Annotated in this window: 14 protein-coding genes; 7 read left to right on the forward strand and 7 right to left on the reverse strand. The window is 62.4% G+C overall.

Features of this window, described 5'->3' with window-relative positions; translation table 11 throughout:
• Positions 1–65 precede the first annotated feature (65 nt).
• The 5 genes from ACIP02_RS17235 to ACIP02_RS17255 all read left to right on the forward strand — a co-directional run bounded on the left by ACIP02_RS17235 (position 66) and on the right by ACIP02_RS17255 (position 5,752).
• Entirely contained in the window at positions 66–326 is a 261-nt protein-coding gene (locus ACIP02_RS17235; protein WP_201203624.1) for a DUF3077 domain-containing protein, read from the forward strand.
• Between the two features lie 265 nt (positions 327–591).
• On the forward strand, positions 592–1,221 hold the full coding sequence (ycaC, locus tag ACIP02_RS17240; RefSeq protein WP_400618268.1) for an isochorismate family cysteine hydrolase YcaC: 630 nt from the start codon (positions 592–594) through the stop codon (positions 1,219–1,221).
• A gap of 560 nt (positions 1,222–1,781) precedes the next feature.
• Positions 1,782–3,434: an acyl-CoA dehydrogenase family protein gene (locus ACIP02_RS17245; RefSeq protein WP_400618270.1), complete on the forward strand. Its 1,653-nt coding sequence runs from the start codon at positions 1,782–1,784 to the stop codon at positions 3,432–3,434.
• A 215-nt stretch (positions 3,435–3,649) separates the two neighbouring features.
• Entirely contained in the window at positions 3,650–5,113 is a 1,464-nt protein-coding gene (gene amn, locus ACIP02_RS17250; protein ID WP_201203633.1) for an AMP nucleosidase, read from the forward strand.
• A 6-nt stretch (positions 5,114–5,119) separates the two neighbouring features.
• A complete protein-coding gene (locus tag ACIP02_RS17255) occupies positions 5,120–5,752 on the forward strand; it encodes a pseudouridine synthase (RefSeq protein ID WP_400618274.1) in 633 nt (210 codons plus the stop codon).
• 102 nt (positions 5,753–5,854) lie between these two features.
• Here the strand turns inward: ACIP02_RS17255 and ACIP02_RS17260 are convergent, their stop codons facing one another.
• Together ACIP02_RS17260 and ACIP02_RS17265 are read right to left on the reverse strand one after the other, a co-directional pair.
• Positions 5,855–6,058, reverse strand: a complete 204-nt coding sequence (locus ACIP02_RS17260; protein ID WP_003249787.1) for a DUF2788 domain-containing protein — start codon at positions 6,056–6,058, stop codon at positions 5,855–5,857.
• Positions 6,059–6,112: 54 nt separating this feature from the next.
• Positions 6,113–6,589: an Lrp/AsnC family transcriptional regulator gene (locus ACIP02_RS17265; protein WP_125462492.1), complete on the reverse strand. Its 477-nt coding sequence runs from the start codon at positions 6,587–6,589 to the stop codon at positions 6,113–6,115.
• Between the two features lie 394 nt (positions 6,590–6,983).
• Between ACIP02_RS17265 and ACIP02_RS17270 the strand changes: the two genes are divergently transcribed.
• Positions 6,984–7,820 (forward strand): DUF6515 family protein, encoded by an 837-nt coding sequence (locus ACIP02_RS17270; protein WP_400618279.1) that lies wholly within the window; start codon positions 6,984–6,986, stop codon positions 7,818–7,820.
• A 157-nt stretch (positions 7,821–7,977) separates the two neighbouring features.
• On the opposite strand, the gene ACIP02_RS17275 is transcribed toward ACIP02_RS17270, so the two are convergent.
• Positions 7,978–8,850 carry a cation diffusion facilitator family transporter gene (locus tag ACIP02_RS17275; protein WP_400618282.1) on the reverse strand — a complete coding sequence of 291 codons (873 nt, stop codon included), beginning with the start codon at positions 8,848–8,850 and terminating at the stop codon, positions 7,978–7,980.
• A 22-nt stretch (positions 8,851–8,872) separates the two neighbouring features.
• A complete protein-coding gene (locus ACIP02_RS17280) occupies positions 8,873–9,292 on the reverse strand; it encodes a polyribonucleotide nucleotidyltransferase (protein WP_400618285.1) in 420 nt (139 codons plus the stop codon).
• A 116-nt stretch (positions 9,293–9,408) separates the two neighbouring features.
• Between ACIP02_RS17280 and hrpB the strand changes: the two genes are divergently transcribed.
• On the forward strand, positions 9,409–11,937 hold the full coding sequence (gene hrpB, locus ACIP02_RS17285) for an ATP-dependent helicase HrpB (protein WP_400618288.1): 2,529 nt from the start codon (positions 9,409–9,411) through the stop codon (positions 11,935–11,937).
• 15 nt (positions 11,938–11,952) lie between these two features.
• On the opposite strand, the gene ACIP02_RS17290 is transcribed toward hrpB, so the two are convergent.
• From ACIP02_RS17290 to ACIP02_RS17300, 3 genes are read right to left on the reverse strand one after another with little or no spacing between them, the layout of a single operon-like run.
• Positions 11,953–12,399 carry a cysteine peptidase family C39 domain-containing protein gene (locus ACIP02_RS17290; protein ID WP_400618290.1) on the reverse strand — a complete coding sequence of 149 codons (447 nt, stop codon included), beginning with the start codon at positions 12,397–12,399 and terminating at the stop codon, positions 11,953–11,955.
• Positions 12,363–12,773: a hypothetical protein gene (locus ACIP02_RS17295; RefSeq protein WP_400618293.1), complete on the reverse strand. Its 411-nt coding sequence runs from the start codon at positions 12,771–12,773 to the stop codon at positions 12,363–12,365. Before ACIP02_RS17295 ends, ACIP02_RS17290 begins: the two co-directional genes overlap by 37 nt.
• Before the next feature lie 8 nt (positions 12,774–12,781).
• A complete protein-coding gene (locus tag ACIP02_RS17300; RefSeq protein ID WP_400618295.1) occupies positions 12,782–13,351 on the reverse strand; it encodes a hypothetical protein in 570 nt (189 codons plus the stop codon).
• Between the last annotated feature and the right edge of the window lie 294 nt (positions 13,352–13,645).

Below are 13,645 nucleotides of genomic sequence, written 5' to 3' on the forward strand. Positions count from 1 at the left end.
CGTGTACAGCCGCCACCCTTCCTGTGGAAACGGAAGAGGCGGTCAACGAGCATTCAGGAAAACCCATGACCGACGAAACCAAAACCACCCCCGGCGTCACCTACTTCTTCCAAGGCGAAGGCCAAACCCACCCACTGTTCCGCATCGCCGAGGGCATCCCCTGCCGCAGCGCCCGCGAGCAGGCCTCTGAACTGATGGGCTATGCACGCGACCTGTCGCTGACCGGTTTGATGGATGGCGACCAGCAGATGATGTGGGCATCGCATTACTTTGCAGCCATGGCGAAAGCGCTGCTAGATGATGCCGAGTTGGGTTTGATGCGCTGACCCTTGTATTGGCTGGGCCGGCCCTTTCGCGGCTAAAGCCGCTCCTACATAAGTTGTGCGCAACCTGAGTGATGCGCAATCCCTTGTAGGAGCGGGTTTACCCGCGAAAGGGCCAGTACAGCCAATACAAATCAATCGTTCACAAAACAGAACGCTAAAGCCAAAAACCACTATCTACCGCTCCAAAGGTGATGGTTTTAATCTTCTCCCATCAACGCGAAACACCAAATTACTGAAAAGATCAAAACCCTTAGGAGCGCAGACCATGACCAACTTCAAATACAACCGCCTGAACAAAGACGATGCCGCCGTACTGCTGGTCGACCACCAGGCTGGCCTGCTGTCGTTGGTGCGTGACATCGAGCCGGACAAGTTCAAGAACAACGTGCTGGCCCTGGCTGACCTGGCCAAGTTCTTCAACCTGCCGACCATCCTCACCACCAGCTTCGAACAAGGCCCCAACGGCCCGTTGGTGCCAGAGCTGAAAGAGCTGTTCCCGGACGCCCCTTACATCGCCCGTCCAGGCCAGATCAACGCCTGGGACAACGAAGACTTCGTCAAGGCGGTGAAGGCGACGGGCAAGAAGCAGCTGATCATTGCTGGCGTGGTAACCGAGGTTTGCGTGGCGTTCCCGGCGCTGTCGGCTTTGGAAGAAGAGTTTGAGGTGTTTGTGGTGACTGATGCTTCCGGCACCTTCAACGAAATGACCCGCGATGCGGCGCATGACCGCATGAGCCAGGCAGGGGCACAGATGATGACCTGGTTTGGCGTGGCCTGTGAGCTGCACCGTGACTGGCGTAATGATGTGGAAGGGCTGGCGGCGCTGTGCTCGAACCATATTCCGGATTATCGGAATTTGATGACCAGCTATAACGCGTTGACTGCCGGGAAGTAAGGCGGGGGATGGGCGCAGGGCTGAAAGGTGTTCGCCACAACACATTCAGCGCCTGTGAGATCGAGCGCCGCCCGCGCGGCGCTTCGCGGGGCAAGCCCGCTCCCACATCTGTTTCGGGCCAGTCCCTCCTGTGAGGTCACCGCTGTCCGCCTTGTCTGTTCCCTTCGATATTGAAGAGGACGCAATTTTTCTTAATCAATCTCCAGTCATGCACCAAGGCTGCAACCCACTTGGCACAGGAATAACTGGCCCGAAACAGATGTGGGAGCGGGCTTGTCCCGCGAAGCGCCGCGCGGGCGGCGCTCGATCTCACAGGCGCTGAATGTGTTGTGGCGAACACCTGTCAGCCCTCATGCATGCCTAAGGCATACATCTGCCAGCCCTGACTCATACTCAAGGCTTGCACCTGCCAGCCCTGACACATGCTCAAGCCATACACCTGCCAACCCCCTCACCCCATGCCCCCACCACCACACCTTTAGTCGCGAATGCCACTTTGCCTCCCCCACAGGGAATGCTTCACTGGGTCTATCAAGCCTACCCGGATCCAGGAGCCCCCGATGAACCTGCACCAGTACGCTGAAACCCACGAAGTCACCAACCAGCCGCCGTCCCTCGACGGTGCCAACCTGTACCGCCTCGACCTGCCACTGCAGGAATGGTCGCGGCGTTTCGGCGCCGGCTGGGCCGAGTCGCGGATCGATGCCTACGGGGCCTTGGCCGGCGGCCCACTGATGCAGGCGGGTTTCCTGGCCAACGCGCACAAACCCGAATTCAACAGCCACGACCGCTACGGCCATCGCATCGACCTGGTCGAATTCCACCCGGCCTACCACGAACTGATGCGCACCGCCGTCGAACACGGCCTGCCTTCTTTGCCATGGGCAGAACCCCGCCCGGGCGCCCATGTGGCCCGCGCCTCGATGACCTACCTGCACAGCCAGGCCGAGGCCGGTACTGGCTGCCCGCTGACCATGACCTTCGCCGCCGTGCCGGCGCTGCGCCTGCAACCCGAGCTGGCCGAATACTGGCTGCCGAAGATCCTTGCCTGCGAGTACGACCCGCGCAATGTTGGCGACCGGTACAAGGCCGGGGTCACCTTGGGCATGGCCATGACCGAGAAGCAGGGCGGCACCGATGTGCGGGCCAATACCACGCGCGCCTACCCGGTAGGGGCGCCAGGGCCGGGCCAGGCCTACGAGCTGGTCGGCCACAAGTGGTTCTGCTCGGCGCCCATGTGCGATGCCTTCCTCACCCTGGCGCAAACCGAAAAAGGCCTGAGCTGCTTCCTGTTGCCGCGTCATCGTCCGGACGACAACTGTAACCAGTTCTACATCCAGCGCCTGAAGAACAAACTGGGCAACAGCTCAAATGCGTCCAGCGAAGTCGAGTTCCGTGGTGCGCTGGCGTGGATGATCGGCGAAGAGGGGCGCGGTGTGCCGACCATCATCGAGATGGTGGCCATGACCCGCTTCGATTGCATGGTCGGCTCCAGTGCGCTGATGCGTCAGGCGCTGACCCAGGCTACCCACCACTGCGCGTACCGCAAGGTCGGTGGGCGGGTGTTGAACGAGCAACCACTGATGCAGAACGTGCTGGCCGACCTGGCCCTGGAAAGCGAGGCCGCGCTGGCCTTGAGCCTGCGCATGGGGCAGGCGCTGGAGCAACCGGACGACCCACAGCAGGCGCATTTCGCCCGACTGGTTACTGCAGTGGGCAAGTACTGGATCTGCAAACGTGCGCCAGCCATGATCAACGAAGCCGCCGAGTGCCTGGGCGGTGCGGGCTACGTGGAGGACAGCATCCTGCCACGGCTGTACCGCGAGGCCCCGGTCAACTCGACTTGGGAAGGCTCGGGCAATGTGCAGTGCCTGGATGTGCTGCGGGCCTTGTCCAAAGAACCGGGGGTGCTTGATGCCTTGTTCGCCGAGTTGGGCGATGGGCATGGTGACCCGCGCTTGGCGGCACATATTGGCAACCTCAAGGGGGCGTTTGCCGATACTGGCGACCTGCAGTACCGCGCGCGGCAGTTGACCGAAGATATTGCCTTGGCATTGCAGGCCAAGCTGCTGCTGGAGGCGGGCAATGCACGGGTGAGTGATGCGTTCATTGGCAGCCGGTTGGCGGGGGGCGGCCGGGTGTATGGGGCGTTGCCGCGGGGAGTGGATGTGGACGCCCTGGTGGCGAGGGCGACGCCAGCACAGGACCTGTAGGAGCGGCCTTGTGTCGCGATCGGGCTGCTAAGCAGCCCCAGGGTATCAGCACAGATGCACAAATTGCTGGGGCTGCTTCGCAGCCCGATCGCGACACAAGGCCGCTCCTACAGGGACCAGCGCCAGCCTGCTGATTAACACCGATCAATGGGGATGTAATTAGCCCAGAAGGCAGGCAAGATGGTTCACATGCATGTCCAGACAGGAAGCACAGTGTGAGCCACGCTTTTGTAGTCGTTGATACCCCCGAACAGGCCGTCGACCGTCTGGCGGCCCTGCATGAACAGGCCACCGGTGCCCTTAGCCAGGCCCTCAAGCGTTACCTGAAGGACCGTACCGAGCCTGATGCCGATGAGCGCGACCTGTTCCGCTACCCGGCATTGCGCCTGACCTACTACAGCCACGGTGAAGTGGCTGCCACCACCCGCGCCTATGCCAAGGTCCAGGTAGCCGGCACCTACAGCGTCACCGTCACCCAGCCCGCCGCGTTCCGTGGCTACCTGCTGGAGCAACTGCGCCCGCTGATGCACGACTACACCGTCACGGTAGAGGTCGGTGTCAGCGAGCAGAACATCCCTTACCCCTACGTGGTCGACCAGGGCGACGAGCTGGCCGGCAGCGGCATTACTGCCGCACAGCTGGCGCGGGTGTTCCCCAGCACCGACCTGTCGGCTGCCACCGACAACATTGCCGACGGCCTGTGCGACTGGGAGCGTGCCGAAGTCCTGCCGCTGGCACTGTTCGATGCCGCGCGCGTCGACTTTTCGCTACGCCGCCTGGTGCACTACACCGGCAGTGACTGGCGCCATGTGCAGCCGTGGATCCTGCTGACCAACTACCACCGCTATGTCGACCAGTTCATCAGCCATGGCCTGGAGCAACTGCGTGACGACCCCCGCTTCGTGCGCATGGTACTGCCGGGCAACGTGGTGATCGAGAAAGGCATGGACCACGGTGAAACCCAGGCGCTGGTGGCCAGCGTGGTCTGGCACCGTTACCAGATGCCGGCCTACCACCTTATCGCCGGGGACGGCGACGGCGTTACCTTGGTCAATATCGGCGTCGGCCCGTCCAACGCCAAGAACATTACCGACCACCTGGCAGTACTTCGCCCGCATTGCTGGCTGATGATCGGCCACTGCGGTGGCCTGCGCCAATCGCAGACCATCGGCGACTACGTGCTGGCCCACGCCTACATGCGCCGCGACGGCATTCTTGATCGCGTCGTGCCGCCGAACATTCCTATCCCGGCCCTGGCCGAAGTGCAGCTGGCCCTGCAGGAGGCTGCCGCGCAAGTCACCGGCGAGCGTGGCGAGCAGTTGAAGAAGCGCCTGCGCACCGGCACCGTGCTGACCTACGACGACCGCAACTGGGAGCTGCGCTGGGCCCAGGAACGGCCGTTGATCAACCTGTCACGCGCCGTGGCGGTAGACATGGAAAGCGGCACCATTGCCGCCCAGGGCTACCGTTTGCGCGTGCCGTACGGCACCTTGCTGTGTGTCTCCGACAAACCGCTGCACAGCGAGATCAAGCTGCCGGGCTCGGCCAACGCGTTCTACAACCGGGCGGTCAGCCAGCACCTGAAGATCGGCATTGCCGCCCTCGACCTGCTGCGTACCGAGCTCAACTCGCTGCACTCGCGTAAACTGCGCAGCTTCGATGAGCCGCCGTTCCGCTGAGGATCCATGCCACTGCCACCCCGTAACAAGCCGCGCCGCCCGCAGGCGCGGCCTACCACCGGCCCGCGTCGCCAGGCCAAGGCGCCGCCGGCCGAACCGCGCCTGATCCTGTTCAACAAGCCGTTCGACGTGCTGACCCAGTTCAGTGATGGTGAAGGGCGGGCGACGCTCAAGGACTTCATCGACATCCCGGGCGTGTACCCGGCCGGGCGGCTGGACCGCGACAGTGAAGGCTTGCTGTTGCTGACCAATGATGGCGGGCTGCAAGCGCGGATTGCCGACCCCAGGCACAAGCTGGCCAAGACCTATTGGGTGCAGGTGGAGGGCGAGCCGAGCGACGAGCAGTTGCAGCGTTTGCGCGATGGCGTGGAACTGAACGACGGGCCGACCTTGCCAGCCGAGGCGCGGCGCCTGGACGAGCCTGAACTGTGGCCGCGCAACCCGCCGGTGCGGTTTCGCAAGAGCGTGCCGACCAGTTGGCTGGAGCTGGTGATTCGCGAGGGGCGTAACCGCCAGGTGCGGCGGATGACGGCGGCGGTGGGGTTGCCGACCTTGCGCCTGGTGCGGGTGCGGATTGGTGACTGGGCGCTGGAGGGGTTGGAGCAGGGGTGCTGGCGCGAGGTTACCCCACGACTATAGGCCCATTCGCGGGTGAACCCGCTCCCACAGGTACTGCACTGTTCTTGAGGATGGCGGGTTACCTGTGGGAGCGGGTTCACCCGCGAAGAGGCCCTATAGTTTCTACACCCCTTCGAGAAACCCCACCACCACACTCTTGATGATAAAGGCCAGCACCCCCAGCCCCAGCACGAAGAACAGGATCAGCGTACCGAACTTGCCTGCCTTGGACTTTTTCGCCAGGTCCCAGACGATGAAACCCATGAAACCGATCAGCACGGTGACCAGGATGATCATCATCCACTCTTCGAATACGGCGGGATCCATCGGTGTTCTCCAGGCGGGTTGAGCGTTCGATTATACGCCTGCCGGCGCAGGCATTCAGCGCAGGTGGGTCAATGGCAGCTCGGTGCTGGCCAGGACTTGGTTGAGCACGAAACTCGAACGCACGCTGGTGACGCCGTCGATGCGGGTCAGGCTGCCTAGCAGCAGTTTCTGGTAGTGGTCCATGTCCGGCACCACCACTTTCAACTGGTAGTCGGCATCCATACCCGTGACCAGGCTGCACTCGAGCACCTGAGGCAGGTTGCGGATGGCCGCTTCGAAGGTTTCAAAGCGTTCCGGGGTATGGCGGTCCATGCCGATCAGTACGTACGCGGTCAGGCTCAGGCCCAGCTTCTTGCGGTCGAGCAGGGCCACCTGGCGCGAGATGTAGCCATCGTCTTCCAGCTGCTTGACCCGACGCGAGCATGGCGAAGGCGACAGGCCGATGCGTTCGGCCAGTTCCTGGTTGGAAATGCGCGCATCGCGCTGCAGTTCGGCGAGAATGCTCAGGTCATAGCGGTCAAGTTTGCTCATGGCATTTGCCTTTTCTGTTCATATTGCTGCGAATTATCGATCCAGGGTGAAAAATTGCGCAAGTGCTATTTATCCGAGCAATCTTCGCAATCCTCTGTCGCAACCTGTCCGGTATCTTTATCAACAGAATCACTGCCCGGACATCAGTCCACGGCGACGCGCCCTAGGCGGGCGGTCGCGGCCAGCCATCCAACAGGATCTGCAGGCCCCCGGGCTACACAGCTTCCAGAAGACGCTGTGAGGTGAGCCGGCGCCACAAGTGCCGAGCACGGACGACAATTCCTGAAGGGAGGCCCTGTGGCCTCCCTTTTTTCATGTCTGGAAATTTAATTGGCCTGCATGATGGGCAAGGTAGACTGGTTGCAGGTGCAGTTTTTCTACCGAGAGGAATACCATGAAGTCGCGCATCTGGCAGTTGGCAGGTGTTGGTTTACTGGGTGTGAGCATCAGCCTTGGGGCCATGGCCGAAGGGCCGGGTGAGGGGCACGGGGAACACGGTCAGCAGGTGCAAGGTGAGGGTGGGCCGGGTCGGCCGCTCAACTCGCGCGACGAGGTGCGCCAGACCCAGCCGCCACGCCAGGGCTATTACCAGGACATCCCCCAGCGCCACGGCGACAACCGCTACTGGCAGGCCGGCGGGCCGGGGCAACGGCCCGGGGGTGACTGGCAGGGGCGCCCGGATGGTCATGGCAATGGCTGGGGCCCCGGGCCGCAATATCGCCCCGGGCACACCATCGATCATTTTCCCGATCGCTACTGGAAAGTGCCTTATCGCGGCAATGATTACTTCTACTCTGGCGGCTACTGGTACCGCCCGCATGGCGGCAGTTACATCGTGGTGACCCCGCCTTATGGCGTGCGGGTCAACTATCTGCCGCCTTATGCACAGGAAGTATGGTTGGGTGGCGCGCTGTTCTTCCTGGTGGCTGATACCTATTACCAGTACCTGGCCGACAGCCAAGAGTATGTGGTGGTCAACCCGCCGGTCGGCGTGCCGGCGCCGGCACCGGTGGCGCCATCGAACGGTGGCTATGACGTGGTGGCGTACCCGATGCATGGCCAGGGGCAGGAGCAGCAGGAGCAGGACCGTTACCAGTGCCACCGCTGGGCGGTGAGCCAGTCAGGGTTTGACCCGGCGACGGCGACCTACGCGCCGCCGGCCAATGTGCTCAGCATTTACCAGCGGGCGCTGGGGGCCTGCTTCAGTGGACGGGGGTACAGCATCAACTGAAGCCAGCGCGGCCCCCTGTAGGAGCGGCCTTGTGTCGCGAAAGGGCCGCATAGCGGCCCCCGGATTCCAGCGTTAGTGCAAATATTGCCGGGGCCGCTTTGCGGCCCTTTCGCGACACAAGGCCGCTCCTACAGCGATCGCGTGTGGCTTGAGAGACTCATACCGGGTCGGCGTGCACCATCACATCGGCCTGTGGATAACGCTGGCGGATCACCCGCGAAGCCTCGACGCACAGCCCATGCGCCTGATCCAGCGGCAACTGCCCCGGCAACTCCAGATGCAACTGCACGAACCACTGGCTGCCCGACACCCGCGTACGCAGGTCATGCACGCCCTTCACCCCGGGAATGGCCAGCACCAGCGTGGCCATGTCCTCGCCCACATCGCCGGGCAGTTCCTTGTCCATCAGGATGGCCGTACTTTCGCGGGCGATCTGCAACGCGCTCCAGAGAATGTAGAAAGCGATACCCAGGCCGAACAGCGCGTCCAGCTGCGGCCAGCCGAAGCGTGCGAGCAGCAGGGCCAGCAGGATGCTGCTGTTCAGCAGCAAGTCCGAGCGGTAGTGCAGGGAATCGGCCCGCACCGCCGTGGAGCCGGTCAGGCGGATGACCTTGTACTGCAGCGCCAGCAAGGCAACGGTCAATACCAGCGAAAGTACCATCACCGCGATGCCGATGCCGGTGCCACCCAGCGGTTGTGGCGTATGCAGGCGCTCCACCGCCTGTACCCCGATCAGCACCGCACTGACGCCGATGAACAGCGCCTGCGCCATGCCGGCCAGCGCTTCGGCCTTGCCATGGCCGAAGCGGTGGTCATCGTCGGCTGGGCGCAGGGCGTAGTGCACCGCCAGCAGGTTGAGGAACGAGGCCACGGCATCCAGTGCCGAGTCGGTCAGCCCGGCCAGCAGGCTCACCGAACCGCTCAGCCACCAGGCCAGCGCCTTGCTCAGCACCAGGATGCTGGCCACTGCCAGAGACGCGCGCGTGGCCAGGCGCAGCAGGCGCTGGTGTTCAGCCGGGGTGGTGATCATCCGTGGTCAGTGTCCTTGTGGCTCAGGCTGCCGGAACCAGGCCCACACTGGCCAGTTGCTCGATGCTGCCGCGGTGCTGGATCAGCCGCGGGTCGTCCAGCGGCAGGCGCTGGCCCAGTTCGCTTTCGAGAATGGCCTGCAGTTTCAGGTTGTCGACCTTGCCATCAGGGCTGACCGCTTCTTGCAGCTTGGCCGGGTCGACCTGGGCGGTGCGGCCACCCGGGTAGTAGATGGCACCCGTGGCGAAGTCGATGCCGAAGGCGATCAGCCCCGGGATTACGTAGAACAGGATGCCGATAGCGTCCATTGCGGCAACCACAGGGTCGATCTTGCCGCCAATCTGGCCGCGCCGGTCCGGGTAGAAAATGGTGCCGCAGGCGGTCAGTTGGGTCAGCAGGGTGACGATGATAGCGCCACCGATGACGCGGGTTGGGATGCGCATGTAAATCTCCGAGAAGGTATTCAGCAGGGCAAGCGAAGCGCCTGCGCCTGATGCTAAGACCATGATAGAGCAGGCTGGGTTCGCCGTTATACTCGCCAGACTGTTCGAGGACCACCATGATTTCATTACCCATTGATGCAGTTTTGCCGGCGTTGCGCCAAGCCTTGGAAAACCGTGACGAAGCGGTGCTCGAGGCGCCGCCCGGCGCCGGCAAGACCACCCGTGTGCCGCTGGCGCTGCTGCACGAGCCGTGGCTGGCCGGGCAGACCATCCTGATGCTAGAACCCAGGCGCCTGGCGGCGCGTGCAGCGGCCGAACGGCTGGCCAGTGAACTGGGGGAGAAGGTCGGGGAAACGGTGGGTTACCGCATTCGCCTGGACAGCAAGGTCGGGCCGAAAACCCGTATCGAGGTGGTCACCGAAGGTATCCTTACCCTTCGTCTGCAGGCCGACCCGGCGCTGGAAGGCGTGGGTTTGCTTATTTTTGACGAATATCACGAACGTAGCCTGGATGCTGACCTGGCCCTGGCGCTGAGCCTCAATGGCCGCGAATTGCTGCGTGACGACCCGCCACTGAAGATTCTGCTGATGTCGGCCACCCTGGAAGGCGAGCGCCTGTCGCGGTTGCTGGGCGATGCCCCGGTGGTGAGCAGCGAAGGCCGCATGCACCCGGTGGATATCCGCTGGGGGCGGCCCTTCCAGCCTGGCGAGTTCATCGAACCGCGGGTGGTGGACAGTGTGCTGCAGGCGTTGGCCGAGCAAACGGGCAGTGTGCTGGTGTTCTTGCCCGGCCAGGCCGAGATCCGCCGGGTGCACCAGAGCCTGCAGGAAGCCTTGGGCGAACGCCCCGAGATTCTGCTGTGCCCGCTGCATGGCGAGCTTGACCTCAACGCCCAGCGCGCCGTCATCGACCCACCGGGCAAAGGCCTGCGCAAAGTGGTGCTGGCGACCAACATTGCCGAAACCAGCCTGACCATCGACGGCGTGCGCGTGGTGATCGATGCCGGCCTGGCCCGGGTGCCGCGCTTCGATCCGGGCAGCGGCATGACTCGCCTGGACACTCAGCGCATTTCCCGCGCCAGTGCCACCCAGCGTGCAGGCCGCGCCGGCCGCCTGGAACCTGGCGTGTGCTACCGGCTGTGGTCCGAGGCCCAGCATGACCAGTTGGCTGCCCACGGCAGCGCCGAAATCCTTCAGGCCGACCTGGCCGGGCTGGCCCTTCAGCTGGCACGTTGGGGCGTTACCCCCGAGCAGTTGCGCTGGCTTGACCAGCCACCGACGGCGGCCTTTGCCCAGGCCCAGGAACTGCTGGCGCGGCTTAATGCCTTCAAGCCCGGCAGCCGCGACAACCTCAGCGAGCATGGCCAGGCCATGGCTGAACTGCCGGCGCATCCACGTATCGCGCATTTGTTGCTGCGCGGGCAGGACCTGGGCCTGGCGCAGATGGCGTGTGATGTCGCCGCCCTACTGGGTGAACGGGATATCCTGCGCGGCGGCGGCGCCGACCTGCACAGCCGGCTGGCGCTGGTCAGCGGCGAGAGCAGGACCACGCGCGCTGGCCAAGGTGGTGTGCAGCGTGCCCGGCAACTGTCCCGTCAGTACCGTGGCCTGCTGCGTGGCAAAGCCGGCGCGCCGGTCGCCGACCCGGGCCACCCGCGCTGGCTGGGCGCACTGCTGGCGCTGGCCTACCCCGACCGTGTCGCCCAGCAGCGCCGCGAGGGTGGGGCGGAATACCGGCTGGCCAACGGCCGTGCGGCGCTGTTTGCCGAGGTTGATGCGCTGATGAAGTGCCCATGGTTGGTGATTGCTGACCTGGGCAGCCGCCAAGGGCAGCGTGAGGAACGCATCTACCTGGCCGCTGAGTTCGACCCGGCCCTGCTCGAAGGCGTGCTGGCCGAGCAGGTCGAGCGGGTCGATATCCTTGATTGGGATGAACGCGAGCAAGTGTTGCGCGCCGAGCGCCAGGTCAAGGTTGGCGAACTGGTGCTCAGCCGCGAGCCGCTGCCGGGCCTGGATGACGACGCCAGGGCTCGGGCGCTGCTTGGCCTGGTCCGGCGCAAGGGCCTTAACCTGCTGACCTGGACACCGGAACTGCGCCAGTGGCAGGCGCGCGTGGCACTGTTGCGGCAGCTGGACCTGGACAAGACGGGGCACAGCGAATGGCCCGACTTGTGCGACGAGGCGTTGCTTGCCAGCCTGGAAGACTGGTTGCAGCCTTACCTGGGCAAGGTGTCGCGGCTGAGTCATTTCGCCGCCCTGGACCTGTCATCGCTGCTGCGCAACCTGTTGCCTTGGCCACTGCCGCAGCGCCTGGAGGAGCAGGCCCCGGCCCACCTGGCCGTGCCTTCCGGTTCCAATATCCGTCTGGACTACAGCGAAAACCCGCCGATTCTTGCCGTGCGCCTGCAAGAGCTGTTCGGCCTGGCCGACACGCCGCGCATTGCCAATGGTCGGCAGCAGGTCAAGCTGCACTTGCTGTCGCCGGCGCGGCGGCCGGTGCAGGTGACCCAGGACCTGGCGAACTTCTGGCGCACCACCTATGCCGAGGTGAAGAAGGACCTGAAAGGGCGCTACCCGAAGCATTACTGGCCGGATGACCCGTTGGTTGCTGAAGCCACCGCGCGGGCCAAGCCTCGGGGGACTTGACGGGAGCTATGGCATTCAGGGCGGCGGTACTCGCTGGAGGGCGCGGGTTACCTGCTGTTCAGGGGCTACCGCATTACCGCGCGGCGGGGTGAGCGCATGCTGCAGAGGCAGACCGAAACCGTCGCGGCCAAGTATCAAGGTCTCGCCTCGCCATTGCGCCGCCAGCTCGAAAAGTGGCATGCGCAAGTGGCCGCGAGCGGGGTCTGCCAGAAATGCATGGCCCCCGCTAACGCCTTTGAGCACCACGAAGTGGTGGAGCTTCGTGTTGTTTGGCCTCAGCAGTATGATGACTGGCCCTTTCAGCTGTGAGGCGGCTTCGATGGGCAACATGACACCAGCAGCAGAGTAGCCAAGGCGCTGCGCCGATTGCTTGAGGTCTAGCATGGAAAAACCCTCGTGCATGCGCTCGATTTCCTCGTCCTTGCTCAAGCGATAGACGATATCTGCCAGAATCTGCACCATTGGTTTGGATTGCCGGAAATATCTGCCATCCAAGTATATCCGGCCACCGTATAGACGATGCCGCCATGATTGAACTGTTGATTTTCCTGTGGAGAATAGGCGAATCCGACGTATCGGTATTTCCGATAATCAGCCTGGCTACCAAATCCCAACCATGAAACGTTGAAGGTTTTAGAACCCTGCGTTACGCTCGGGAGCGGTTGGCCGATGACAAGTGCCGCACCTTTTATGTCTCGTAATTTCTCGTCCGAGAGCCGCATGACATGGTGACCCTGCTTATCTATAGAGGTCAGGATCTCGTTCGCAGCTTGGCTTGCGGCCGGTTGTAGCGTAATTGTCAGGACGGTGGCGGTAAAAAGTCGGTTCGCTAGCATGTTATACCTCAAGAAATGGAAATACCGATGGTTTTCATGAGCGCGAGAAGCTTCTCGTCTGATGCTATGCTTTCCTTGAATTGCTGATGAATTTCCTCACTGCGGCTTTTGTCAGCGATCAATTCGTTGTAATGTTTTTCAGGCGTGTCAATGCCATTTTTTTCAAGAATGCTCAAGTAGTGTTGGCGAATGCCAGCATTGAATTCTGCTTTGATACTGGAGTCGGCCGAAGCAAATTTTTGATTGTTGGCCGTCATCATGATTTCTGCCCAGGTTTTTCCAATCATGCTATCGTCCAAGACCATGCCGTAGCCGATCATCCAGTCGGGTATGGCGTATTGTTGTACACTCACTTCAGGGTCTGGATTATTTACAATATCCTGATAGGCACTTCGGCTGGTTTGCAGTGCGGCTTTCGCCTCTTCACTGATCGTGAGCTTTTCGCCTTGTAAGTTAGCTGTAGTATTGACAAAGGTTTCTTGAAATGTCGTTGACCTGCCCGTGTCCTCAAGTGGACGCTGGCTGCTGCCTGTAGGCGTGGCGTTCCAAGACGCCTGTGTGGGAGTTAGATTGATCATTTCATGTCGTCCATTACTGTGTGGTGGAGAACGCTGAAACTTACCGATGGCACGTTAATTGGCCGATTTGATAAGCCTGCGTAAAGAGACGAGCAGAAAGCGTGCCAGCGCAGTTGACCTGGGCGCTGTCACGGCTGTGGGGAAGGAGAAGTACGGATATACGTCAAGAAACTATTAATTTTAATATAACTTACGAAGTTTGTAAGTTTTGCCTGTAGGAAAAGTCGCGCTATAGCGTCGAATAATTGTCACGCGCGTCTGCATTCATTTTCCGAGGAAAGGTTAGGGCGGCAA

It is taken from the genome of Pseudomonas sp. NPDC089408 (assembly GCF_044749445.1).
Taxonomy (GTDB): domain Bacteria; phylum Pseudomonadota; class Gammaproteobacteria; order Pseudomonadales; family Pseudomonadaceae; genus Aquipseudomonas.